Origin of the sequence: Streptomyces ortus, assembly GCF_026341275.1 — a bacterium.
GTDB classification, from domain to species: Bacteria; Actinomycetota; Actinomycetes; order Streptomycetales; family Streptomycetaceae; genus Streptomyces; species Streptomyces ortus.
Genome location: NZ_JAIFZO010000002.1, coordinates 8,479,574 through 8,502,849 on the forward strand (window position 1 = coordinate 8,479,574; position 23,276 = coordinate 8,502,849).

A 23,276-nucleotide genomic window follows, 5' to 3' on the forward strand; every position below is an offset into this window, starting at 1 on the left:
CGACGGGCCGGCGCCTTGATCCCGCCCCCCCCGCAGCGGTGCGGACACGGCGACGGCCGCAGCCTTGACGGTCTTTGAACCCGGACAAGCCCTGTTCGGCGAAACGGCCACGCCGGCGGCCCACGGTGCGATCTACCCCGACAACACCACCAACAGGCTCACAGCATTGGACCTAGCCGCACGTGCCTTCGATGGCCCAGGCGTTGTCGATCTCGCCGGTCGTGCCGAGGTGGGTCTCGCCCGGCGGGACGCACCTCGTGATGTCGGTCGGCCACCAGTCGATGTCGACCTGGATCTTGACCCAGGAGCTGCCGCAGTGTCCGTAGTACGAGTCTGTCTGCGTCTCGTAGTAGCCGCAGGCCTTGACCCCCATCTCTGCGGCGGCTCTCCCTTCGGGCGCGGCGTGGGCGCTTCCGGAGAGCGCCGTGCCTGCGAGGAGTACGGCGCTGAACGCTGCCGCGGTGAAGCGGAGTTTGCCAGCGGTTTTCTGCATGGAAGGGTTCCTCACTTGTGTGGGTCGACGGAAGTAGTCAACTGCGGCTGGTGGAAAGGTGCCTCGCCTGCGGGCGGGTGTCGGCGCGCGAGGTGCAATGCGGCACTCGCGCCGCCCGGCTCACGGACAAAGGCCCCCGGCTGCCGCGGTGTCGGGCACACCGGGGTCCGCCCGTCGACCGGGATGGCACGTCCGGTGATCGGGGCAGCGCTCAAACACTCACACGGCGGTGTCATTGCTGTCAGCGCCTGGCGCCATGCAAGATCGCTGCCCGTCGATAAGGTCGGCCTTATGACTGCAGGCAGGCTGGCGGGCGGCATCGACAGCTGGTCCACGGGCCGGGTGGTCCTGGCCGGTGACGCCGCGCACTGCGCCTCTCCCTACAGCGGCATGGGGATCTCCGGTGGCCTGGTCGGGGCGTACGTCCTGGCCGGGGAGATCAACCGCAGCCCGGACGACCTGACGGCGGCGCCGGCGAACTACGAGTGTGTCCTGCGCCCGTTCGTCGACGAGATCCAGGGCAAGGTCAACCCGAATCTCCCGTACGGCGTGCAGTGGGGCACGGCCGGCCCTGCATGATGCGCGGACGACCCGTAAAGCGGTCAGGACCGAGCCTCCTCGTGCGGCAGCCGCTCTGCTGGAAGGTGCGATCACGCCGGCCCGCGCCGATCCTGAGCCCGCAGCCAGGCAGCCAAGTCCTAGTCGGAGGGTGACTCGTCGGCGAGCCGGTTGCTGCGGTTGATTTCCGGCATGTGTGTCTCGGCCCAGGTCCGCAGGACGGAGAGCGGGCCCTCAAGGGACAGGCCGAGTTCGGTGAGGCGGTAGTGGACGGCGGGCGGCACGGTGGGTTCCACGCGGCGCGTGACCAGGCCGTCGCGGGCGAGACTCCGCAAGGTGACGGACAGCATCTTTTGCGAGACGCCGGGGATGCGGCGTCGGAGCTCCGCGAAACGCAGCTCGCCCGGCGCCTCTTCGGCCAGCACCTTGACCGTCATCGATGTCCATTTGGTGCCGATGCGGTCGAGCAACTGGCGGGTAGGGCAGAGCGGATCCAGCAGGTCACCGCGCACCCCGCGCTCGCGGGGTCGCTGGTCACGCCTGCCGGGCTGCGACGTGGTCACCTTGGGCTCACCACCTGAAGGGAAAGTGCCGTCTTGGGCAGACCAGCTTAGTTCCCTAGCGTGACCTGGTCACCATCACTCACCACCTCCCTGGAGTCTCTTCATGCCCGAGCTACGACGCGTCCAGGTCAACGGTGTCGAACTGAACGTCGCTCTCGCCGGATCGGGACCGGCCGTCCTGCTGCTGCACGGCTTCCCGCACACCTGGCAGGTGTGGACGGACGTCATGGCCGACCTGTCCGGCCGCTACCGCGTCATCGCGCCGGACCTGCGCGGGTTCGGGGCAAGCAGCCGCGCCGCCGGCGGTTACGACGCGGGCACGCTGGCCGAGGACGCCGCGGCACTCCTCTCCACGCTCGGCGTGTCCTCCGCCGCGGTGGTGGGCATCGACGCGGGTGTCGCGCCGGCTTTCCTCCTCGCCCTGCGCCGCCCCGGCCTCGTAGAGCGCCTGGTCGTCATGGAGTCCCTTCTGGGCCGGCTGCCCGGTGCCGAGGACTTCCTCGCCGACGGACCGCCGTGGTGGTTCGGTTTCCATTCCGCCGCACCCGGCCTTGCCGAGACCGTGTTGGAGGGCCACGAAGCCGCCTACATCGACTGGTTCCTGAACGCCGGCACCCTCGGTGAGGGGGTGCGCCCCGCCCTCCGGGACGCCTTCGTCCGCTCGTATACCGGCCGCCAGGCGCTGAGCTGCGCGTTCTCCTACTACCGGGCCCTGCCCGAGAGCGCGGCACAGATCGAGCAGGCGGTCGCCACCGCGCGCCTGACGGTGCCGACGATGGCCCTGGGCGCCCGGCCCGTCGGTGCCGCACTGGAACGCCAGCTCCGCCCGTTCACCGACGACCTCACCGGACACGTCATCGAGGACTGCGGCCACATCATCCCTCTGGACCGGCCACGTGCTCTGCTCGCGCTGCTGCGTCCGTTCCTGGCGGGTGAGGACGCGAAGGCGGCGTGAGCGGGTGCGAAGGCAGGGTCAGCGGCGCCACGGCCGGGCGCGGGCGCGCCCCGTCGTTCCAAGACTCAGCGCCGCACCGACCGCTTCAGGTGACGCGAAAGACCGGCCAGCCGATCTCGGTGCGCCACGCGGTGGGGTCGCTCGTGTCACGGGGGCCGACCAGGTAGACCTCCCGCACCGGCCCGGCCACCGACATCGCGTTCTCCACCACCCAGGTCCCGAGTTCGCCGTACGTGACCTCGATGCCGTCGTGCTCGCCGGCGTGGGTGGTGACGGCCAGTTCCGCGGCCGGCAGAAGCGTGGGGTGCACGCGTCCAGTGCGAGGTGGCGTAGCGGTCGGCAGGTAGACGACCGCGTGACCGCGCTCCTGCTCGAAAAGGGCGTTGTCGTAGCTGCCGCCCGGCGGTCCGGTCGCGGCGGCGCCGACGGCCGCCTCCAATTCTGCCATCGCGCCCGCGTACCAGGTCGAGACGTCGCGATGTCCGACTACGGCCTCCACCGCCGCGACCGTCCGGGCGGGCTCCGCGCGCAGCTCGACGTCGATCGGCGCGGGGTCGGGCTGCAGCAGGCGGCGCAGCGACACGACCGCGGCGCGGGTGCGGTCCAGCTCGTCCTCCAGGCGCTGCAGGTGGTGCGTGACCAGGGCCGCCCGGACACCGGGGTCGGGGGTCCGCAGGATCCGCTGCACATCACTCAGGGGGACGTCGAGCTCGCGGAGCCGGTGGATGACCTGCGCGGTCGGGATCTGGTCGACGCCGTAGTAGCGGTAACCGGTGGTCTCGTCCACCACGGCGGGTTCCAGCAAGGCCGCCTCGTGGTACCGGCGCAGGGTCCGTACGCTCAAGTGGGTCAGGCGCGAGAACTCCCCGATGGTCAGCATCCCCACAGTGTGAACGCTCTCCCTGGGGGAGAGTCCACGGCTTGCCCCTCCCGCACCGTGAGGTCACACGGTGGGCTCATGACACAGCACACCGATCTCCCGTCCGAGCTGCTCCCGACCACCGTGCGCGAGTTCTTCGCCGCCCATGTCGTCCGCGACGCCGACACCGCCTCGTCGTTCCTCGCCGAGGACGCGGTGGTCGTCGACCAGGGCGAGACCTTCCGCGGCCGAGAGGTGGCCCACGCGTTCCTGCGGGACGCCGGGTCCGAGTTCGAGTACACGACCGAGCAGATCGGCGCTCGCCGCGTCGATGACGCCCACTGGGTGGTGACCGTGCGGCTGGAGGGCACCTTCCCGGGTGGCGTCGCCGAGCTCGACTACCGGTTCGCGCTGCGCGATGACCTCGTCGCCGAACTCGTCATCGCCAACCACCAAGCCTGACCGAACCCGTGCCACCTCGATCTTCAGTGGAGAGAAATGTCTAGTTCAGAGCGGGACCGTCTCGACGGCCGCCGGGCGCTGGTCACGGGCGGTTCGAAGGGCTCGGGCAAGGCAGTAGTGAAGAGACCGCGAGAGATGGGTGCCGACGTGTACGTGACGGCGCGAACGATGCCCGACGGGTACGAGCACCCTGACCGATTCATCGAAGCGGACCTGCTGACGGCGGACGGCACCCATACCGTGGCCGCTCGCATCGCAGAGTCCGGCGGCACGCTGGACATCCTGGTGCACGTCGTCGGAGGGGCGTCGACGCCGTCCGGTGGATTCGTGGTCATCACCGATGACCCGTGGCTCACGGAGCTGAACCCGAACCTCCTGGGGGCGGTGCGGCTGGATCGAGCTCTTCTGCCGGCAATGATCGGGTCCGGGTCGGGCGTGGTGCTGCACTTCACCTCGATCCAGCGTGAACTGCCCCTGTACGACGCGTCCTTGGCTTACGCGGCAGCGAAGGCCGCGCTGCGAGGGCGGAGTCACGGGCCGGCTGCGCACCTATCGACTCAAGCGCGGCCACGACCGCGTCAAGCGCCGCAGCGTCCGCCACCTCCCAGCCGATGAAGTCGCAGGTGCCGTCTCCGGGCCTGACCGAGACGCGCCAGGCGCGCTCGTCGGCACGCAGCAGAAGCTGGGCGGGGGTCGACTCGACGGCCTCAAGACCGAGGACGCCGGTCCCGAACTTCTCCCATGCCGCTTCGCGCGGGCCGGTTCAGCCGCCCGGGGCGCCGCTCTCGCCCTCCTCTCCGCGCGGCGGGGGAGCACACTCATACCCCCTGGCGTATATGCGTCGTCGCTCAGGAATCGGTCAGAAACGGAAGCCTGCGGGACCGCGCACCGTGGTTGCGGCGAGTTCTCGGACGCGGGCGGCACCCACAGGTGTGCCGGGGGCTTGTTGCACCCAGGCCACGAAATCCGCCGGAGTGAGGCCGGACGGCGGCTGTCCCACGTACGGCAGGGCATAGAGCGGAGTGTTGGGTTCGCTGCGCCAACTGTCGGCCAGCGGGCCGAGGTCCACCGCGTCGAAGCCGAGCACGTCCAGCAGACCGGCCACCTGCTCCTTGGCCCGCGGATCGTCGCCGGACAGCGGCAGCGCGGTGCGGTCGGGAGCACCGGCTGGGCGGAACAACTCCAGCAGGTGCTTGGGACCGATGTTGTGCAGAGCCTTGATCACCCGGGCACCCGCGAGATGGCGTTGGACCAGTTCGCTGGAAGTCAGCTCGTTGCTGTCGAGTTCCGGCACCGGAAAATAGCTGGGCACGTAGTTCATCGGGTCGATCACGGTCTTGCCCTCCAGCTCCGCCCGGGGAAGCCGCTCGTACGTGGCGAGGGGCACGGCCGCGAGAACCAGGTCCCCGGCGCTCGCCGCTTCGGCCGGGGTGGCCGCGCGGGCCGCCCCGCCCAGCTCGGCGACGAGACCGGCCAGTGTCCCCGGACCGCGTGAGTTGCTCAGGACGACGTTCAGACCCGCGTCGACAGCGCGGCGGGCGACTCCGGCACCGACCATGCCGGTGCCGATGATGCCCAGGGTTGTTGCGCTCACTTCTGTTCTCCATTTCCCTGTCCCCGCGTCGCGGCACCCGATGCACAAGGGGGCCGCTCCGGCGGGCTCGTATCCATCACACCCGGGATGAGCTGCGCGAACAATGACCAGAAACGCTGGGCAGCGATCACATGACGTGATAGATCAGAGAGATGGAGCTGAGGGCGTTGCAGTATTTCGTCACCGTCGCCGAGGAGCTGCACTTCGGTCGTGCGGCGCAGCGGCTGCGCGTGGTCCAGCCGGCGGTGAGCCAGCAGGTCGCCCGGCTCGAACGCGAACTCGGCGTACGTCTGCTGGAGCGCACCTCGCGCCGGGTACGGCTCACCCCGGCCGGCACCCGGGTCCTCGCCGCGTCCCGTGAAGCCCTCGCCGCGGCGGCCAGGGTGCGCGTGGTCGCCGGTGAGCCGGCGGCCGTCCTTCGCATCGGGGTGGCCTCCTGTGCCACCCGACGACTCGACCGGGCGGTGGAACGCCTGCGCGACGGCGACCGCCCCTCCGAAGCGAAACTGGTCGACCTGCCGGTGGCCGCGCGCATCGACGCCGTCCGTGACGGTGAGCTCGACTTGGCCTTGGTGCGGGGCGCACTCACCTCCGAAACGGTGGCGGTGGCGCCCGCCTGGTCGGAACCGCTGCACGTGGTACTCGCCCGAAACCATCCCGCCGCCGGCAGATCAGCGATCGGCCTGCACGACCTCGACCCTGACGGCCTGCGCCTGCCCGCCCGCGACACGGATCCACCCCTGCACGACGCCGTACTCGCCGTCCTGCCCGTGCCGCCCCCGCGCCCACCGGCCGGTGACCTGCTCAACGTGCTCTTCGAAGTGAGCCAGGACCTCAGGCGCTGGACACTGCTGCCGGCCGAGCAACTCGCAGGTACCCGTTCAGAACGGCTGCTCCACGTTCCGCTCGACCCACCCCTGAACATCGACACCCAGGTCGTCACGTCACTGGCCACCCCGGACCCGTGCCGGAAGGCGTACGTGACCGCGTTCGCGGACTGACGGTTGCGAGAGCCTTGATGAGGCCGGCCGCGAACGGACACAACCGCGCGACCGCGCGCAAGGGCCCGGACAGCTCGTCCGACCTCCGCAGCGGTCGCCGAGTGATACTGGCTGCGGTCAGGGCCGTATCCGCACTCTGGCACTGCGAGGGCAGCGGGAGGCCCGATGATCCGTATCCATCTGGACGAGGTCACCCTGTCGCGCACCCGTATGGCCTTCAGTCCCGCCGCCGAGGTGATCGCGGCGCTGGAACTGCTGCATCGAGGTCGCGGGCGCGCGGCCTGGCCGTACACGGGATGGGCCGAGCAGGCGGCTGCGGTGCTGGCGTCCGTGCCGCAGACCGCCCCGCTGCACCTCTACCGGCAGCTGCACGGTGGAGGGCGCGCCCGGCGCACCCCTGACCTGTTCGAGCCGTTCGTGCCGCAGCCCGATCCAGGGCTGGGCGCCGAGCTGGCGGTGCTGCGGGCGACGCCGGGTGACGTGGTGGAGTACCAGTTCACCCGGCACTATCCGGAGGGGGTCCCGGACTTCCTGCTGCCCTACCGCGAAGACCGGGAGCGGGCTTTCGGGCGGCTCGCCGACGCCTTCGAGGTGTTCTGGCGCGAGGCGATGGCCCCGTACTGGCCGCTGATGCGCACGGTGTTGGAGGAGGAGATCCTGCTGCGGGCGCGGTCGTTGGCCGGCCACGGCCCGGACGCCGTACTGGCCGGACTGGGAGGACCGGCGCTGTGGGAGCCGCCGGTGCTGTCGTTGCCCAAGGCCAAGGAGTCGCGGGTGACGGCGGCGGGGCAGCGGCTGCTGCTGGTGCCGCTGGTGTTCGCCCAGGGGCGGATGGGCTGCTCGACCGACCAGCCGGACCTGCTGCGGGTGACGTACCAGGCGCGGGGTGCGGCCGTGCTGGCGGGCGGCGCTGCTGTGGATCCCGTGTTCGGGGACCGTCTCGTCGCGCTGCTGGGAGAGCGCCGGGCCGCCGTGCTGCGGGCGCTGGTGGTGCCGGCCACGACGTCGGCGCTGGCCCGGCTGCTGGGGCTGGCGCCGAGCACCGTGTCGCAGCAGTTGAGCGGGCTGCGGGCGGCGGGGGCGGTGCACCGTCGGCGGGCCGGACGGCGCGTGTACTACGGGCTGGAACCGGCGGGGGAGGAACTGCTCGGCCTGTTCGGGGACTGTGACCAGGCAGTCGGGTCATCCCAGGAGGCCGGGTCGGCCGTACAGGAAGGGCTGCCCGGCGGCACGGCCGGTGTTGTTTCGGGGCTCGGGTAAGGCGGGTTGCGCGGCGGGCACGATTCGCCTGCGTCGAATCCTTGGGCCGGGCCGGGTGCGTCGGCCTAGCGTCGCGTCGTCTCCGGCAGGAGGCGGCTTCGACGAAGGGCTCCCGTATGGCAGGCATGACAGGCACGGCAGCAGGCATGGCAGGAGGGGCAGGAGGGGCCGGCAGGGACAGACGCGTGCGTGCGCTGCGGCATGTGCGCGCCCGCGCACCGCGCAGCGTTCTCATCGAGGTACTGCGGCGGCGCCGTCTTGCGCTCGCGGTCGGCTGTCTGGCCTCGACCGTGCATCAGGTGTGTGAGGCGCTGGTCCCGCTGGCGATCGGCCTCACCGTCGAGCGGGCGGTGGCGGGCGGCGACGCGGGCCGCATGGCGATGGCCCTCGGGTTGATCCTGCTCCTGTTCGCCGTCCTCGCCACCGGCGGCGGCGTCTCGTACTGGGTGCTGACCAGGGCCGTGCAGCAGGAGGCGCACCGGCTGCGGGTCGCCGCCGTGGGCCGGGTCCTTGCCGAACCGGGCGCGGCGGCCGGGCGTACGCCGGGTGAGTTGCTGTCGGTGGTGACCTCGGACGCCGCGGCGACCGCGCGGGTGCTGGCGCTGCTCACCCGCGTCCTGTCGTCGGTGGCCGCGCTGGCGGTGACCGCTGTCGTCCTGCTGCGCATCGACGTCGTCCTGGGGCTGTGCGTCGTCCTGGCCGTACCGCCGCTCGTCGTGGCTGTCGACGCGGCGGGGCCGAGGCTGGAGGCCCGGCTGCGGGAGCGCCAGCAGGCCGCGGGGCTGACGGCGGCGCTCGCCGCCGAACTGGTGCGCGCGCTAAAGGTGTTGCGGGGCTTCGGTGGCCAGGCGGAGGCGGCCCGGCGCTACCGGACGCTGAGCCGTGACTGCCTGAGTGCGGATGTCATGGCCGCGCGGGCCTCCGCGCTCGTGCTGGGCGCGACGCTCACGGCGACGGCGGCCGTGACGACGGCGGTGGTGGCACTGGCGGCCGTGATGGCGTACTCGGGCCGCATCGGTGTCGCGCAGTTCGTGACCGTCGCGGCGACGGCGCCGTTCGTCGCCGATCCGGTCGCCGGGGCGATGGCGGCCGTGCAGCAGTGGGCCGCGGCCGGTGCCAGTGCCTCCCGGCTCGGCCCGCTGCTGCACGGCACACCGCCTCTGCCCCGCCAGGCGGTCGCTTCGACCTCGACCCCGGTCCCGGACGGCGGGCTGCGGCTGCGCGCGGTGGGCGTGGCGGATGTCGTGCCGTTCAGCCTTGACCTGGCGCCGGGTGAGGCCCTCGGCGTGGTGGCCGTGGACCCGGCGGTGGCGTCGGCCTTCGTCGAGGTCCTGGCCGGGGACCGGCCGCCCCGGACGGGCGAGGTGTACGTGGGCCGCACTCCGTCGGACTTGGCGCAACCCCGGCGGCTGCGCCGCCACGTCCTGGCCGCGCCGCACGCCGTGCACCTGTTCGGCCGCACCGTGGGCGAGGTGCTGGACAGCGGACGGGGCCATCCCCCGGTGCGGCACGCACGTGCCCTGGACGTCGCCGCACTGGGCGCGACGACCGCTGCACGGGGTGCGGTGACCGCTGCAGGGGACGCGATGACCGCCGCAGGGAGCGCGGTTACTGCTGCGCGGGACGCAGCGGCTGCCGAACTGGCCGACGGAGCGACGGATCTGTCCGGCGGCCAGCGTCAACGTCTGGCGCTGGCACGGGCGGTGGCCGCGGATGCGCCCGTCCTGGTCCTGCACGACCCGCTGACCGCGGTCGACGCGGTCACCGAGGACGAGGTGGCCGGCCGGCTCTTCACGGCGCGGCGCACGGACGGCGGCGTCACCGTGGTCGTCACGTCCTCGCCGCCGCTGCTGGCGCGCTGCGACCGGGTCCTCTTCATCGGACACGACGACATCCCCGTCCTCGCCCCCCACCCCGCCCTGCTGGACCTGCCCGACTACGCCGAAACGGTACTGCGATGACAGCGACAGCCCTCCCCGTCGCCTCAGGCCGGCGCGCCCTCGCCCACCTGGCCCGAACCGCCCGCCGACACCCGCGGGACTGCGCGGCCGCCCTGGGCTGGACGGTGGCGGCAGGCGTGTGCGGTGTTCTGGTGCCGCTGCTGCTGGGCCATCTCGTGGACGCCGTACGCGCCCACCACGCGGACCTGGCCGGTCTGCTGACCTGGACAGCGTTGAGCGCGCTCGCGGGAGCGGTGTGCACGGCGGCGGCGCAGCGGGCCATGGTGGTGCTGGGTGCCCGGATCGCGGCCCGGTTGCGCGAGGACGTCGTCGTGCGGGTGCTGGCGCTCGACCCGCGCGCGGCCGAGGCGGCCGGAGGCGGTGACGTGACCTCGCGGGTCACGGAGGACATGGAGAACTTCACCACCGCCGTACCGCTGCTGGCCGAGGTCGTCACCGCCACCGGCACGATCGCCGTCTCGCTCGCCGCCTTCGCCTCCCTTGACTGGCGCCTGGCCCTGGCTTTCCTGACGGTGGTGCCGGTGTACGTGGTCGGTCTGCACGCCCACCTGCCCCGGGCGGCCCGGCGATACGCTCAGGAGCGCGCCGTGGCGGCGGAGCGCGGACGGGTGGTGCTGGAGTCCCTGCACGGGGCCCGCACCGTCGACGCGTACGACATGGCTGTCCTGCAGACCGGCCGGGTCGACGCCGCCTCCGGACGGGCCCTGACGGCGGGGCTGCGCGCCACCTGGCTGTCGCTGTGGCTGGCGAAGTCGATGAACGCCGCGGAGGCCCTCGGACTGTGCGCGATCCTGCTGACCGGGGCGCTGCTGGTGGACGCCGGGGAGGTGAGCGTCGGCGCGGTCGCGGCGGCCGGGCTGCTCTTCCACCGGCTGTTCGACCCGCTGGGTACTCTGCTGACCTCGTTCGACCAGGTCCAGCGGGCCGGTGCGGCGCTCGCCCGGGTCGTCGGAGTCGCCGCCCTGCCCCCGCCGGCGTCCCGGCCCGTCCGCCTGCCGTCCGGGCCCGTCGCGGTCGAGGCGCGCGGCCTGCGTTTCTCCTACGGTCCTGGGCACGGCGACGTGCTGAACGGCGTCGACCTGGTGGTGCCGCCGGGCACCTCACTGGCCGTCGTCGGCGCGAGCGGCGCCGGCAAGACCACGCTCGCGCACCTCCTCAGCGGAATCCTCACCCCGCCTCGGGGGAGCGCGGTGTTCGCTGACCGGCTGGGCCGCATGGACGTGCGGGAGATGAGCGACGAGGATCGTCCGGCCTGGGTCGGGGCGATCGCACAGGAACCCCATGTCTTCACCGGCACCCTGCGCGACGATCTGACCCTCGCCGCACCCCATGCGGACGACAGGGCCGTTCGGGCCGCACTGGAGGCTGTGGACGCGCGCTGGGCGGCGGCCCTGCCCGACGGCCTGGACACCCGGATCGGTGTCGGAGGTCATCCGCTGGACGCCGCCCAAGGACAGCAACTCGCCCTCGCGCGCATCATGCTGGCGGACCCGCCGATCGTCGTCCTCGACGAGGCGACGGCCGAGGCCGGCAGCGCGCACGCCCGGGTGCTGGAGGACGGCGCCCAGGCCCTGGTGCGCGGCAGGACCGCGCTCGTCGTCGCCCACCGCCTCTCCCAGGCCCGCCGCTGCGACCGCATCGCCGTGCTGGCCGACGGCCACGTCAAGGAACTCGGCACCCACGCCGAACTCCTGGCCCTCGGCGGACGGTACGCAGCTCTCTGGTCGGCGTGGACGGAGCACGGTATCCCGGCGCGGGGTCACGCCGGGGCCTCCGAGGGGTGAGTGGGTGCCCCTACGGACTGGACACCACTGCGCGGTGGTCGACTTGCTGTCGGACGACGTGAAGTACTTCTTCGACCCTGACGCAATAGGGCCGTTGCCGGACGTGTATGTCCCAGATGGCTCGGCAGGAGGCTGGCAGGCGGTCCTCGATCTGCGACGCCAGGTCCCTCGGCGGCAGCCAGGGCCCGGCTGGCTCCGATGGCACCTGAACGGGGCTGTTGCACATGCCGTAGCGGCATGTGGTGGGGTCGGGGCACCACAGCACGAAAGGCTCTGTCTGCGATGTACCCCTCCCTCACGCCTCCCCGGCAGGTCAAGATCGGTGATGCCGCCGCGTTCGCCGGGATCACCCCACGCGCCATCCGCCATTACCACCAGATCGGTCTGCTGCCGGAACCCGAGCGCGGTGGGGACGGCCGCCGCCGCTACGGCTATGACGACATGACCCGCCTGCTGTGGATCCGCAAGATGGCTGATGCCGGTATCAGCCTGGACGACATGCGGGCCGCTTTCAGCGAAACCCGGGGCGAAGCTGGAGACGAAGCCCTGGACCACGCCCCGTACATCGAGTCGGTCCTGGGCAGGCTGGAGGAAACCTTGGCGGCGCAGGAGGCCGCCATCAAACGTCGGCGCGCGGCTGTCCAGCGCCTGCGGGCGGTGGGCAGCCCGCTGGGGCTGCTCTCCGAACTGGTCACGGACCGGCTCAGCCACCTGCCCCCGGGAGCGTTGCGCCCCTCCGATCTGGACGCCCTGCTGGTCACGGAACGGATCTTCGGGCCGCTGGGCGCCGCCATCCAGGCCAGCACGTTCATCGTGCTGGCCACCCACCCCGACCTCCGGGCCGAGGAGGACCGCCTTGAGGCGGCCGAGGCCGCTCTCGATGACGGCGTCGAACCCGACGACCCGCGCGTCGAAGAGCTCGCCGTACAGCGATGCGCTCACCAAATGGCCCTTAACCGGGCCATCGACGCAGCTGGTCTCGACGCGGCCGAGGAGAAGATCTTCGAGACCTACGACGCCGACCTGAAAGGGGAGGAGAACACAGAGATGAGTGCCGCCGCGGCGATCACCAAGATGCCCTACGACTTCTCTCCCGCCCGGATGCGCTGCGTGGAACTCGCCGGACGACTCCTCGGCGAGGCCCTTGCCACCGACGCCCACTCCGCGGACGGTTGATCACCTGTGCCTGGCACTGACGTGTCGGGATGACGTCTGGAAAACAAGCCAAGGCTGTGGCCGGGTGTCGGTCAGCAAGTCGAAGGACAGGCCGCTGGAGCCCTCGCCGCGGCCGGCGCCGCGGCGGGCGCTCAGCCAGACCAGTACCCGGCCGTCCCGCCCGCGGGTGCGGTCGAAGGCGACGGAGACCTTGGTGCCAGTCCGCGGGACCACCTCCTCGTGAACGAAGTACGAGCGTACGGGCGTGGCGTCCAGGCCCTCGCGCAGAACGGCGGTTCGTGGGTGCACGGGCATCTGGTCGATGACGCCGAGCAGGGCGGACGGCTGCCCGGGCGGGAAGAGGCGCAGCCGGTGCGCGAGGATCGCCGCGGCCACCTCACTGCTCTGCAACCCTCCCCGGTGGGGACCCGGACCGTCTGTTCGACGCCCCAGACCATGTTGGCGTTCTCGTTCCGGACCAGGCTGGTGTCGGCGGTGACGGGCGAGGTGACGGCCAGGTTCTGAAGGGACGCCAGAGTGCCGGCGGGCAGTTCGCAGGGCAGAGTGAACCAGTCGTCGGCCCGTCCGCCTGCCGTCCGGGCCGGTCGCGGTCGAGGCGCGCGGCCTGCGTTTCTCCTACGGTCCCGGGCACGGCGACGTGCTGAACGGCGCTTGTGGGCATCGGACTCGTTGAGGAATTTGGCTGGAACCGGGAGCCGTCCCCGTGCTTGCATGAGGTCCATGGTGTCTGCCGACCGCTTGCTCGCCTTCGCGGCGATGTCGTTCCTGTTGATCGTGATCCCGGGCCCCAGCGTGTTGTTCGTGATCGGGCGGGCGTTGGCGCAAGGACGTCGCGCCGCGCTGACCACGGTTGCAGGGAACACCGTCGGCGCCTATGTGCTCATCGTGGCCGTGGCGTTCGGGATCGGAGCGGTCGTGGAACGCTCGGTTCTCGTCTTCACCGTGTTGAAGCTGGTGGGGGCGGCTTATCTGGTGTTTCTCGGCGTAAGGACGTGGCGGGAGCGTGGTTCGCTGCAGGCCGCGGTGACGGGAGTTGAGGCTGCGCAGAGCAGCCTGCGAACTTTTGGGGAGGGGTTCGCGGTCGGCGTGACCAACCCGAAGACCATCGTTTTCTTCGCCGCCGTACTGCCGCAGTTCGTCGACCGCGGGCAGGGGCATGTCGTGGGTCAGATGCTGGTGCTCGGCCTGGTCTTCAACATCATCGCCGTTGTCTCCGACATGGTGTGGGGGCTGGCGGCGTCCACTGCGCGGGACTGGTTCGCCGGCTCACCGCAGCGGCTGTCCCTGGTCGGGGGCGTCGGCGGGCTGACCATGATCGGTCTCGGTGTCACCGTCGCCGCGACCGGCCGCAAGGACTGAACCTGAGAGAGGCTCACTCCCCGGTCCGGCGTTGATGACATTTTGCCCGGTCCTTCCGCTGCGCGACGCCGCGGGAACCCGGGGCCGGCTCGACGAGAACGCTGCCACCGCGCTCCTGGACCCGATCCTCCTCGCCGCGCCCGCCGACGTCGACGCGCTCTTCCGGCGCATCCGGTGGGACAGGAGCCGGCTCATCGCCCACGGGGCCGACATCAATCTGCTGGAACGCGGTCAGGTATCCGCGGCGATGCGCACCGCGACAGAGATGTCGAACGCGAAACGCGCGCAGGAGTACGACGCCGATCGCCGTCGCGCCGAGCGCGGAGCAGTGCTCGGTCCACTCGACGCCGCGATATCGAGGTACACGCGCCAGTATCTGCACGGCGCGACGGTTCCCAGGCGGACGCCCGATGCAGTCGCCCCCGCGCTGCTGCCCGAGGTCATGCGGGTGATCGCCACCGCGGAGCAGGCGTGCGCCGGGATGCGGATCGGCCGCGATCCGCGACGGGGAAACCGGGCCACGGACAAGCAGGGCTGGGAGCGGACGGAGACGACGGTCCAAGTGGCCGTACGCCGCGCACACCCTGAACTCGTCGATGACGCGGTGCGTACAACGAAGTGTTCACCATCGAGGACGAGGAGAGGGGCGAGGGGATCCAGCTCCACTTCTACGCCGACTCCGTCGCCCGGATCACGACGTTGCGCGAGGGCGACGGCAGGTCGGATCCGCAGTACCTGGTCGAGTACAGCCTGGTCGACGGGATCGATGGCTACCGGAGCCTGGTGAGCGCCTTCGTCCGCGGCGGCTGCGCAGCACTCGAACAGCACGGTCCCTGGATGCCGGACGTCGCCGAGTTCGAACGCGTGCGTCAACGGCGCGACCCCCGGTGGTCCCAGCGGGAAACCGGACGGGGCCCGGCCCGCGGCGACGCGGGCCCGGGTCGGTGAGCAGGTCGACGATGCGCAGCACATAGGAGAACCAGAGATCGGCGGCTTCCACCGTGTCAGGCCCCAGAACGAACAGCCGATGCGGGGCGGCGCGCTCGGGCACGGCACGCCGTTTGAAGACCGTGGCGGGAAGCAGGGGTATCGAGTCGACCGTGCCCGGCCGGTCCAGCCTCGCCGGTGTCCAGCCGTCGGCCTCGGCGTACCGGCGGTACGGCTCACACGCGTTCCCGTGGTGCGGTACCGCCTCACGCAGCAGAACGTGCTGGACGTCCGCCAGTTCGGCCGCGCGTGCCTCGCAGTCGGCCGGACGTCCCTGTTCGGGGAGTTTCCCGCAGGGCCGGGCCGACCGGCTCGATCCCGCTCGTGACCCGATCCTCAAGGCCGGTTCCCCGGCCGCGGCCGTCAGACGTCGATGATCCGCCAGCGCTCCTCGTCCGCGTTCTTCCACTGCCGGGTCACGACCTGGAAGTCCTGCGACGACAGCTCGTACGCGTCGAGGTACCGGCTGTTGCTGGCCTCCTGGATCGTGAAGGTTCCGTTGTTGGACGGAAGGATGATCCAGGCCTGGGTCGCGTCGTTCTCCGCGGTGCGGGTGACGACGCGGAAGTCGTCGCCGGAGCCCTGGTAGGCGTCGAGGTACCGGCCGGTGCTCACCTGCCGGATCGTGGAGAGACCATTGCTCAGGTCGGTCAGCAGCCAGTGCTGGGTGGAGTTGTTCTGGAACGGGCGGGTGATCACCCGGAAGTCCAGACTCTCGATCTCGTGCGCGTCCAGGAACCGGTGGGTGTCCGCCTGGTCGATGGTGACCGTTCGCTGCGCCACGATCGACGGCGCGGCGGCCGGCGCGGCCTGGGCGCCGTTGGCGGTGCCCAGCAGCGAGAACGCCGCCACGACCATCGCCAGGACACTGCCCGGGATCGCTCTCTTACGTACGTTCATCAGGGGTTGCCTCTCTGCGACGGTGTCCGCCGGGAAGGGATCCGAACTCCCTTCCCGACCGGGTCGGACTGCTCTGACAAGGAGCGTGGGGTCCCGGGAGCCGTCTGTCGCCCCATGTCCCACTCAGCGGCACGGCGCGTCCGAGCCCGCCCACGCGGGCTCTCCCGGCGGGCCGGTTCGACACCGACGTCCTCGCGGCGTACCGCGCGCGGGGCCGCGGCCGGTCAGGGCGCCGGCCGCCCGCCGACACGGTCGTGGAGGCCGGTGCGGAGCGGATCGTCGTCGGCCAGTCCGAGCTCGTCGGTGAGAGCGAGGGCCCGCCTCCAGGCCTCGCGGGCGGCGCCGGTCTGGCCGGCACTGTGATGGCTGTCGCCCAGGCAGACCAGACAGGCGGCCTCACTGTGACGTTCCCCGGTGGCGTGGAACAACCGCGCCGCCTGCAGGTAGTGATCGACCGCCTGCTGGTACCGGCCCAGCTGGTGGGCGATGTAACCCAGGCTGTCGGAGATGTGGGCCTGTCCGTCCACGTCTCCCGCCGTCCGTGCGAGTTCGAGGGCCCGCTCGCAGTGCGCCAGCGCGTCGAGGTGGTCGCCGAGATGTGTCTGCCGCCACCCGATGTGGTTCAACGCCGCGGCCTGCCCTGCCAGGTCGCCCGCCGCCCTGTAGTGCTTCAGGCTGCGGTACGCGTGTTCCAGAGCGAGCTGAGGACTGCCCTCGGCCCCCGACATCCGCGAGAGATGCTGATGTGTACGGGCCTGCCCCACGTCGCTGCCCAGCGCGGCGAACAGGTCCAGTGCCCGCAGATAGTGTTCCCGGGCCGGTCCCCGATGCTTCAAACGGTCCAGGGCAAGTCCCAGAGCGCGGTGGGCGTCCGCCCGACCGGTCCGGTCGTCCTCCCGCCGCGCCGCGTCCAGCGCGCCGCGTCCCGCCGCCAGCAACGCCTCCCAGTGCCCGTGCCGGTCCAGGAACGTGGTCAGTGCCGCGACCAACCGCCACACATGGCCGTCGAAGCCCGACGGGTGCCGCACGATCCTCAGCAGCACCGGATACTCGGCGACGAGCCATGCCAGGGCCTCCCCGTAGTCCGCGGGCTCCTCCGTGTTCGCCCCCGGCAGGGGTGGTGGTGACGCCACCGGATTGGGCTGCGGGGTCACCAGCACATCGGCCGCCCGCGCGGTGTGCAGATAGTGATCCATCATCCGGTGCAGCGCCGTCCGCCGCGCCCGCTCGTCGTCGTGCGCGGTCACCAGCTCCATGGCATACACCCGCAGGAGGTCGTGGAACGCGTAGCGTCCGGGGACGTGCTCGACCAGCAGGTGCCCGCCCACCAGTTCGGCCAGCAGTTTGCGTACCCGCTCCGGCGACGTGCCGGCCACCGCGGCAGCCGCGCCCTCTCCCACATCCGGCCCGGGGTGCAGGGCCAGCAGCCGGAACACCTCGGCCGCGCCGGTGCTCAGCGCACTGTAGGACCAGGAGAACACCGCCCTCACCCGGCTGGCCTCCTCCCCTCCGTCCAGCGCGTCCAACCGGCCACTTGCCCGCCGCAGTTCCGCCGCCAGCGCCCCCAGCGGTCTGCGCGGCTGCCCGGCGGCACGCGCCGCGACCACCGCCAGCGCCAACGGCAGCCCCGCGCACGACACGACGATGTCCACGACGGCTTCCGGCTCGGCCGCCACCCTTTCCACCCCGAGCCGCGCCGCCAGCACGTCCCTCGCCGCGTCCCGGCTCAGTGGGTCCACCGCCAGCAGATGGGCGCCCTCCGTCACCGCCAGGCCGGTCAGCCTGTTCCGGCTGGTCACCAGTGCCATGCAGCCGACCGCTCCCGGCAGCAGCGGACGGACCTGTTCCTCGTCCCGCGCGTTGTCCAGCACCACGATCACGCGACGCCCCGCCAACAGGCTTCTGTACAGCCCCACTTGGGCCTCCAGGCGCTGCGGCACCCGCTCGGGCCGCACCCCGAGGGCGTCCAGGAACCCGCGTACCGCCTCAGTCGAGGGCACCACCGTCCCCTGCGGATCGAACCCCCGCAGGTTCACGTACAGCTGCCCGTCGGGGAACGCGCTCCTCACCCGGCGCGCCCAGTGCACCGCCAGCGCCGTCTTCCCGACTCCGGCCATACCCGACACCGCGGAGACCACCACCGCCGCGGACTTTCCCGCCGTCGAGGTGAGGATCGTCCCGAGGCGCGCCAGTTCCTCGTCGCGGCCGGTGAAGCCACGTACGTCCATGGGCAGTTGGGCGGGCAGCTCGGGCGTACGCGCCGCCGTCGACGGCCGCTGCGCCGGGAGCCTGGACCGCGGGACGGCCTCCGACCCCTGCCCCCGCAGGATCGCCTGGTGCAGTTGCCGCAGTGCGGGCCCCGGGTCGGCACCCAGCTCCTCCGCCAGCCGTTCGCGGACGGCCGCATAGCAGTCCAGTGCCTCCGCGCCGCGCCCGGTGTCGTGCAGCGCCCGCATCAGTACTTCGGCCAGCGGTTCGGCCAGCGGATACTCGCCCAGCAGTCCGGTCAGCGGGCCGATGACGGATGCGGGATCACCGAGGTCCAGCTCGGCGCGGGCCCAACCGACGGCGGCGTCCTGGTGCTGACGCCGCCAGGACTCACGCATCCGCGCCGCCCACTGCCCCTGCAGGCCGGACAGGGGTTCTCCGCGCCACAGGCCGAGTGCCTCGCCGAACAGCCGCACTCGTGCCGGGTTGGTCCGGTCCGCCACCCTCGCCTGTTCGATCAGGTGCCGGAACCGGTACACGTCGACCTGGTCCGGGCGGGCTTCCAGCAGATACCCGCCCGAGCGTCGTACGAGGCGTAAGGGCTCTCTGGCCGTTTCGGCCGCCTGCTCGCACATCCGCCGGATCCGGGCGACATGGGCGTGCACCGCATTCCGGGCCCCATCGGGCGCATGCGTACCCCAGACCCGCTCGATGACCGCGTCGGCGGCGACGGGCCGGCCGACGTCCACCGCCAGGGCCGCCATCACCGTACGGCGTTGTGGCGGTCCCACCTCCACCACACGGCCCCCCACCAATAACTCGACGGGCCCGAGCAACTGCACGTCCACCATGTTGTCCGCCTCCCCGTGAGGAAGCGTCCTCCTCTTTCCCCGGACGTGTGTGCGAAGCGACAAGCCTTCGACAAGGTTTTACGCCACACCCCGGTGCCAGTCTGCAGGGGTGCGGTCGAACGGACGGGCGATGACCACGTCCCGTCCGAGCACGGCGACGGCGGAGGCTGTCACCGTTCGTCCGCACAACGGCCTGACGGGGGGCGGGGAGTATGACCGGACGTGGCGTGATCACCCTGGAGATGCGGGCGGCGCTACAGGGAACGGAGGCCGACCCGGTAAGCCTTCCGCCATCGCCATCGCCATCGCCATCGCCATCGCCATCGGCACCGTTACCGTTACCGCCACCGGCATCGGAGTCCGCCGGTACGGCTGCGGGAGCGGTCGGTCCGATGGCTGCGGCGGGCGCGGCGGCTACGGCGGGCGCGGTCTCTGCCGCGGGCGTTGGCGGCGGAAGGAGCGTTCTGGAAGGTGCCTTCATGCTGCTGGAGGCGGTGGAACGCACGGGGGAGGCCGGCCCGACGAGACTGGCCTCGGAGTGTGGGCTGCCCAAGTCGACGGCGTACCGGCTGCTGGAGCAGTTGGCCGACCTGGGCGCGCTGGAACGCCGCCGCGGCAGCTACCGGGTAGGCCCGCGGATGTTCAGCCTCGGTCGGGAGTGGCAGCCGCATCCCCGGCTGCGGTCCGCGGCGAAAAAGCCGGTGCGCCGTCTGGTGGAGATCACCGGGATGACGGTGGGGCTCGCCGTGTTGTGGAGGGGCGAGAGCCTGGTGGTGGAGTGGAACTCCGCCGAGGCCGAGCGCCCGGTCTGGCTGCGGACCCGTACGACCTGGCCCTGGTCCACCGCGGCGGGCAAGGTGCTGGTGGCCGGCGCCGGTCCGGATCCCCTGCTGGGGCCGCTTCCCGCGTCGTGGCCCCGGGAGGCCGCCGCGATCCTGGACCGGGGTGTCGCCTTCGACCGGGAGGAAGTGATGAGCGGGGTGTGCTGTGCGGCCGTGCCGCTGCTCGGAGCGGCCGGCACCCCGGTGGCGGCCCTCTGCGTCCTGACCGATCCTTCGCACCATCTGGAGAGGCTGGGAGAAGCCTGCCGGCAGACGGGCCGGGTGATCAGCGCGGGCCTGCGCGGCCGGTGAACCGACCGACGTACAGGGGGGAGGCGCGCGGACGCCCAGGAGGCCACCAGGCCGTGGGGTCTGTACCCAGGAAGCGGAACCGTCGGCCGTCATCGTCCCTTGTTACCTCTAAGTGACCTTTCTGCTGCCACAGTTGCTTCATGCGCGTACTGATCGTGGAGGACCACAAGGATCTCGCGGAAAGCGTCGCGAGGGGGCTGCGTCGGCATGCCATGGAGGTCGAGCTCGCGCATGACGGCGAGCTGGGGCTGAGCCGGGCGTCGAGCGGGGCCTACGACGTCGTCGTCCTGGACCGTGACCTGCCGCTCGTGCACGGTGACGACATCTGCCGGGCGCTCGTCCGGCAGGGCAGCCCGTCCCGCGTCCTGATGCTCACCGCCGCCGGGACCCTCGCCGACCGCGTCGACGGCCTCGACCTCGGCGCGGACGACTACCTTGCCAAGCCCTTCTCCTTCGCCGAACTCATCGCCCGTGTCCAGGCGCTGGACAGACGCGACATGCCCGCCGTGCCTCCCGTCCTCGTCCGCGGGGACATCGAACTCGACCCCGCCCGCCGCACCGCGCTCCGCGGGGGCCGCAAGCTGGACCTGTCGCCGAAGGAGATGGCCGTCCTGGAGGTGCTGCTCGCCGCCGGCGGTGCCGTCGTATCCGCCGAGGAACTGTTGGAACGGGCCTGGGACCGGGACGCCGACCCGTTCAGCAACACCGTCAAGGTCACCGTCAGCCGACTGCGCCGCAGGCTCGGCGATCCGCCGGTCATCGAGACGCTCCCGCACGTCGGTTACCGGATCTGAAGCGGATCTGATGCGGATCTGATCGTGCATCCGATGTACGCGAGCGCGGGACGGCCGCTGTTGCCAGGCGGGTGACGGTGCGCCAGCCTGTGAGGGGCGTAACCCGGGTGTGACCGGGGGCGGGGGAGTCTGGGGTCCGTGACGTGTGTCTCGTAGGGGGAGCGATGAGAGTACTGGTCGTTGAGGACCATACGGAACTCGCGGACTCGATCACCAGGGTGTTCCGCCGTGAGGGCCTCGCGGTGGACACCGCCTACGACGGCAGGACCGCGCTCGACCTCGCCATCGACGTCGACTACGACGTGGTCGTCCTCGACCGCGACCTCCCCGACGTGCACGGCGACGAGGTCTGCGCCGAACTCACCGCCGGAGGCGCCCGCACCAAGGTACTCATGCTCACCGCCTCCGCCTCCATCGCCGACCGGGTCGAGGGCCTCGGCCTCGGCGCCGACGACTACCTCCCCAAGCCCTTCGCCTGGGCCGAACTCCTCGCCCGCACCCGTGCCCTCGGCCGCCGCGCTCACCCCGTACGGGAACCCGTCCTCGCCCGCGGTTCCCTCCTGCTCGACCCCGCGCGCCGTACCGCCAGCCACGCCGGCACCCAACTGCCCCTTACCGCGAAGGAGTTCGGCGTGCTCGCCTACCTGCTCGGTGCCGAGGGCCGGACGGTCCCGGCCGATGAACTGCTCGCCAAGGTGTGGGACGAGGTCACCGACCCCGGCACCACCACCGTCAAGGCCACGGTCAACCGGCTCCGGACCAAACTCGTCGACCGCTCCGCGATCCAGACCGTGCCCGGAGAGGGCTACCGGATCTGACATGGCGACAACCCTGCGCACGCGCATCCGAGTTCGCGCCCAGGCCTGCCTGAGCGGCCCCGGCGCCGCCCGCGTGCGAGCCCTGGTCCGCCTCCTCACGCCCCGCCGGGTCCGGGTCCGCTTCGCCATGCTCTTCGGGCTGCTGTTCATCGCCTCCGGCGCGGTCCTGCTCGGCATCACCTATCTGCTCGTCAACCGCCCCACCCACAACGTCGTCACCGCCGTACACGAAGAAGGGGTGCCGGGAAGCGGTTCGGCACCCGGGACCGTCATCAGGCCCGGCCCCGGCTCCGGGTCCCCGCAGGACCTCACCGTGTGGCTCAACGACCAACTGCGCAGGCAGACCGAGCATCTGCACGATGCCCAGATGCACGAACTCCTCGTACAGTCCGGCACCGCCCTCGCCATCATGGCGGCGATCTCCATCGTGCTCAGCTGGCTCCTGGCCCGGCGCGTGCTCCGGCCCATGCGCACCCTCAACGCCGGCATCGCCCGGATCTCCGCCAGCAACGTGCACGAGCGCCTCGCCGTCGCGGGCCCCCGCGACGAGATCAGCGAACTCGCCGACAGCATCGACGGGCTCCTCGCCAGGCTCGAAGCAGCCCTGGAGTCCCACAAACGCTTCGTCGCCAACGCCGCCCACGAGCTGCGCACCCCGCTCACGGTGGAACGCGCCCTCCTGGAGGAGTCCCTCCTCGACCGCGACGCCACCGCCGCGTCGTTCCGCGAGAACTTCGAGCGCCTGCTGCGGATCAGCACCCACCAGGGAGCCCTGCTGGAATCCCTCCTCACCCTGGCCGTCAGCGAACGGGGCGTGGAACGGACCGAGCCCGTCGACCTGGCCGAGATAAACGAATCCGTGCTGCTCACCCAGCTCCCGGAGACCCTGCGGCACGGCGTACGGATCGAGTACCGCACCGAGCCGACGCCGGTCGCCGGCGACACCGCGCTCCTGGAGCGGCTGGTCGCCAACCTCGTCCACAACGCGGCCTACTACAACGTTCCCGACGGGAGCGTGGACATCACCGTGCGGCGCCACGACCGGCGCGCCGTCCTCACGGTCTCCAACACCGGCCCCGAGGTCCCCTCGGACCGGGTCGACCAGCTCTTCGAACCGTTCCAGCGCATGTACCGCACCGCCGGCGACGGCCACCACGGCCTCGGCCTGTCGATCGTCCGCGCCATCGCCGCCGCCCACGACGCCACCCTCACCGCCCGCGCCCGGCCGGGCGGCGGCCTCGTCGTCGAGGTCTCCTTCCCCCTCCTTGTCAAGGCCGGGGAGCGATACGAGGGTTGGTCACAGCCGCGCGCGGCCACCGCGTCCAAGTGAGCAGAACGGCGGGTTGGACGACACCGTCCGATAGGTATTGTTCTGATTGACCGGCCCCGGTCGTGAACGGGCTTCGACGTAGTTTCACCGGGCTCTTCGGTCCACGGGTGGGGATTCCCAGGAGCTTCCCCGGAGCTTCCCGGACGGGAGCTCTTGCCTTGCGTTTCCTGCGAAATGGCGCATTGGGCAGCTGCATGCCCATGGAGAGGGAATAGGGGTTGGGTCTGAAT

The 23,276-nt window shown here is 71.6% G+C and carries 21 protein-coding genes and 2 pseudogenes; 15 read left to right on the top strand and 8 right to left on the bottom strand.

What is annotated here, in order from left to right; genetic code table 11:
- Positions 1-172: 172 nt before the first annotated feature.
- Positions 173-493 carry a DUF6355 family natural product biosynthesis protein gene (locus tag K3769_RS40205; protein ID WP_267031149.1) on the bottom strand — a complete coding sequence of 107 codons (321 nt, stop codon included), beginning with the start codon at positions 491-493 and terminating at the stop codon, positions 173-175.
- 291 nt (positions 494-784) lie between these two features.
- Between K3769_RS40205 and K3769_RS40210 the strand changes: the two genes are divergently transcribed.
- Positions 785-1,072 carry an FAD-dependent monooxygenase gene (locus tag K3769_RS40210; RefSeq protein WP_267031150.1) on the top strand — a complete coding sequence of 96 codons (288 nt, stop codon included), beginning with the start codon at positions 785-787 and terminating at the stop codon, positions 1,070-1,072.
- Positions 1,073-1,191: 119 nt separating this feature from the next.
- Here K3769_RS40210 and K3769_RS40215 read toward each other — a convergent pair whose 3' ends face one another.
- Complete coding sequence (locus tag K3769_RS40215) at positions 1,192-1,614, bottom strand: winged helix-turn-helix transcriptional regulator (RefSeq protein ID WP_267031151.1); 423 nt, start codon at positions 1,612-1,614, stop codon at positions 1,192-1,194.
- Between the two features lie 103 nt (positions 1,615-1,717).
- Here K3769_RS40215 and K3769_RS40220 point away from each other — a divergent pair, with 103 nt between their 5' ends.
- Positions 1,718-2,569, top strand: a complete 852-nt coding sequence (locus K3769_RS40220; RefSeq protein ID WP_267031152.1) for an alpha/beta fold hydrolase — start codon at positions 1,718-1,720, stop codon at positions 2,567-2,569.
- Between the two features lie 85 nt (positions 2,570-2,654).
- Here the strand turns inward: K3769_RS40220 and K3769_RS40225 are convergent, their stop codons facing one another.
- Positions 2,655-3,449, bottom strand: a complete 795-nt coding sequence (locus K3769_RS40225; protein WP_267031153.1) for a MerR family transcriptional regulator — start codon at positions 3,447-3,449, stop codon at positions 2,655-2,657.
- A 78-nt stretch (positions 3,450-3,527) separates the two neighbouring features.
- On the opposite strand from K3769_RS40225, the gene K3769_RS40230 reads away from it, so the two are divergent.
- Together K3769_RS40230 and K3769_RS40235 are read left to right on the top strand one after the other, a co-directional pair.
- Positions 3,528-3,890 (top strand): nuclear transport factor 2 family protein, encoded by a 363-nt coding sequence (locus tag K3769_RS40230; RefSeq protein WP_267031154.1) that lies wholly within the window; start codon positions 3,528-3,530, stop codon positions 3,888-3,890.
- A gap of 36 nt (positions 3,891-3,926) precedes the next feature.
- On the top strand, positions 3,927-4,505 hold the full coding sequence (locus K3769_RS40235; protein ID WP_267031155.1) for an SDR family NAD(P)-dependent oxidoreductase: 579 nt from the start codon (positions 3,927-3,929) through the stop codon (positions 4,503-4,505).
- Positions 4,506-4,533: 28 nt separating this feature from the next.
- On the opposite strand, the pseudogene K3769_RS41260 reads toward K3769_RS40235, so the two are convergent.
- A pseudogene (locus K3769_RS41260) lies at positions 4,534-4,626 on the bottom strand (hypothetical protein); the annotation flags it as partial.
- A 123-nt stretch (positions 4,627-4,749) separates the two neighbouring features.
- Positions 4,750-5,484: an NADPH-dependent F420 reductase gene (locus tag K3769_RS40240; protein WP_267031156.1), complete on the bottom strand. Its 735-nt coding sequence runs from the start codon at positions 5,482-5,484 to the stop codon at positions 4,750-4,752.
- 167 nt (positions 5,485-5,651) lie between these two features.
- Here K3769_RS40240 and K3769_RS40245 point away from each other — a divergent pair, with 167 nt between their 5' ends.
- From K3769_RS40245 to K3769_RS40265, 5 genes are all read left to right on the top strand, one after another.
- Complete coding sequence (locus K3769_RS40245) at positions 5,652-6,485, top strand: LysR family transcriptional regulator (RefSeq protein WP_267031157.1); 834 nt, start codon at positions 5,652-5,654, stop codon at positions 6,483-6,485.
- Positions 6,486-6,650: 165 nt separating this feature from the next.
- Positions 6,651-7,745 (top strand): ArsR/SmtB family transcription factor, encoded by a 1,095-nt coding sequence (locus K3769_RS40250; protein WP_267031158.1) that lies wholly within the window; start codon positions 6,651-6,653, stop codon positions 7,743-7,745.
- Positions 7,746-7,930: 185 nt separating this feature from the next.
- A complete protein-coding gene (locus K3769_RS40255; RefSeq protein WP_267031159.1) occupies positions 7,931-9,706 on the top strand; it encodes an ABC transporter transmembrane domain-containing protein in 1,776 nt (591 codons plus the stop codon).
- Positions 9,703-11,490, top strand: coding sequence for an ABC transporter ATP-binding protein (locus K3769_RS40260; RefSeq protein WP_267031160.1), 1,788 nt, complete (start codon positions 9,703-9,705; stop codon positions 11,488-11,490). The genes K3769_RS40255 and K3769_RS40260 overlap by 4 nt, the downstream gene beginning before the upstream one ends.
- Before the next feature lie 282 nt (positions 11,491-11,772).
- Entirely contained in the window at positions 11,773-12,666 is an 894-nt protein-coding gene (locus K3769_RS40265; RefSeq protein ID WP_267031161.1) for a MerR family transcriptional regulator, read from the top strand.
- Here K3769_RS40265 and K3769_RS40270 read toward each other — a convergent pair whose 3' ends face one another.
- A complete protein-coding gene (locus tag K3769_RS40270) occupies positions 12,667-13,056 on the bottom strand; it encodes a hypothetical protein (RefSeq protein ID WP_267031162.1) in 390 nt (129 codons plus the stop codon).
- Between the two features lie 330 nt (positions 13,057-13,386).
- On the opposite strand from K3769_RS40270, the gene K3769_RS40275 reads away from it, so the two are divergent.
- Positions 13,387-14,025 carry a LysE family translocator gene (locus K3769_RS40275; protein ID WP_267031163.1) on the top strand — a complete coding sequence of 213 codons (639 nt, stop codon included), beginning with the start codon at positions 13,387-13,389 and terminating at the stop codon, positions 14,023-14,025.
- A gap of 31 nt (positions 14,026-14,056) precedes the next feature.
- Positions 14,057-14,973: pseudogene (locus tag K3769_RS40280) on the top strand (DUF6357 family protein); the annotation flags it as partial.
- Positions 14,974-15,375: 402 nt separating this feature from the next.
- Here K3769_RS40280 and K3769_RS40285 read toward each other — a convergent pair.
- Together K3769_RS40285 and K3769_RS40290 are read right to left on the bottom strand one after the other, a co-directional pair.
- Entirely contained in the window at positions 15,376-15,912 is a 537-nt protein-coding gene (locus tag K3769_RS40285; protein WP_267031164.1) for an RICIN domain-containing protein, read from the bottom strand.
- A 224-nt stretch (positions 15,913-16,136) separates the two neighbouring features.
- Positions 16,137-18,971: an AfsR/SARP family transcriptional regulator gene (locus tag K3769_RS40290; RefSeq protein WP_267031165.1), complete on the bottom strand. Its 2,835-nt coding sequence runs from the start codon at positions 18,969-18,971 to the stop codon at positions 16,137-16,139.
- Between the two features lie 479 nt (positions 18,972-19,450).
- Here K3769_RS40290 and K3769_RS40295 point away from each other — a divergent pair, with 479 nt between their 5' ends.
- From K3769_RS40295 to K3769_RS40310, 4 genes are all read left to right on the top strand, one after another.
- A complete protein-coding gene (locus tag K3769_RS40295; RefSeq protein WP_267031166.1) occupies positions 19,451-20,104 on the top strand; it encodes an IclR family transcriptional regulator in 654 nt (217 codons plus the stop codon).
- A gap of 140 nt (positions 20,105-20,244) precedes the next feature.
- The gene (locus K3769_RS40300) at positions 20,245-20,898 is read left to right on the top strand and encodes a response regulator transcription factor (RefSeq protein ID WP_267031167.1); all 654 of its coding nucleotides are present in this window, start codon (positions 20,245-20,247) and stop codon (positions 20,896-20,898) included.
- 164 nt (positions 20,899-21,062) lie between these two features.
- Positions 21,063-21,716, top strand: coding sequence for a response regulator transcription factor (locus tag K3769_RS40305; protein WP_267031168.1), 654 nt, complete (start codon positions 21,063-21,065; stop codon positions 21,714-21,716).
- Between the two features lies 1 nt (position 21,717).
- Entirely contained in the window at positions 21,718-23,046 is a 1,329-nt protein-coding gene (locus tag K3769_RS40310; protein WP_267031169.1) for a sensor histidine kinase, read from the top strand.
- Positions 23,047-23,276 lie beyond the last annotated feature (230 nt).